This window comes from Neoluteolibacter marinus (assembly GCF_014904755.1).
Classification (GTDB): Bacteria; Verrucomicrobiota; Verrucomicrobiia; order Verrucomicrobiales; family Akkermansiaceae; genus Haloferula; species Haloferula marina.
Genome location: NZ_JACZFQ010000061.1, coordinates 1 through 1,041 on the forward strand (window position 1 = coordinate 1; position 1,041 = coordinate 1,041).

Annotated in this window: 1 protein-coding gene; it reads right to left on the bottom strand. The window is 69.4% G+C overall.

Annotation, left to right across the window (positions count from 1 at the left end; genetic code table 11):
- The coding region (locus IG178_RS12920; protein ID WP_193212979.1) for a hypothetical protein at positions 1 to 983 on the bottom strand (983 nt) is incomplete at its 3' end.
- Positions 984 to 1,041 lie beyond the last annotated feature (58 nt).

Consider the following 1,041-nt stretch of genomic DNA (forward strand, 5'->3'; position numbering starts at 1 on the left):
CCGGCCGACGGATCGGCGGTGATCTGGTAGGTGGCACCGGCGGGGAGGCCGTCGGCCGACCAGGACAGCGTGACGTTCTTGGCCGGATTGTCAGGCGAGACCGTGGCGGGGCTCACCGCGAGGGTGGCGGAGGTGCCGGCGGTGGTGACCGAGAAGTTGTCGAAGTCCACGCCGCTGCTGTCGCGGGCGTCGAGGCCGATGAAGTTCTCGTTGGTCCCGCTCCACTGGAAGCTGCCGCTTCCCTGGGACGCGCCGTTGAAGAAGACCTCATAGGCGACCGTGCTGCCGGCGGCGAAGCTGTCGAGGGTGAAGTCGACGCGGAGGGTGCCGGTCTTGGCGGCCAATCCGTCCTGGCCGATGCCGAGCACGGTGCCGTTGCTGCCGCCCCAGGCGAGCGACTTGTTGCCGCGGACCCCTACCCAGAAGTCGGAGACGATGTTGGTTGGCGTCGGGGCCACCGGTGCGCCGGTGAACCCGTATGGGTCGGCGGCGAAGGCGCCGGTCATGCTGGGGTCGGTGGTGGCGGCCGCGTCGCGGGCACTTTCGGCCTCGGCCTGCGACATGCCGACGGCGAAGCCACCGCCGAACTGGCGGGTGGCCCCGGCATAGCCGGTGATGTCGATCGACACCGAGAAACCGCCGGCGGCGAGGATCGAGGCGTTGGTGAAGTTGTGGTTGAGGTAGGCGTTCGACGTGCCGCTGCCGGTGGCCAGCTGGAGCTGGTTGCCGGTGATCTGGGCGCCGCCGCCGTTGCCGGCGTTGCCGTCCTGGACGCCGTAGGCGGGCGCTGCGTTGTTGGGGTCGAGGAAGGGATGCGAATAGACCGCGTCCGCCGCCAGCGACGATCCGGTGCCGTCGGTAATGCCGATGGTGCTGGCGTCGACGTTGCGGTTGTCGGGGCGATCGAAGGTGTCGGAGAAATGGATGCCCTGCGCGTGGGCGCAGGTGGCGGCGGCGAGGAAGATCGGCAGGAAAGCTTTCACGGTTGAGGTCGGGTTGCGGGGACAAAAAAGACGTGCGCCGGACGGGCCGGCGCACGTC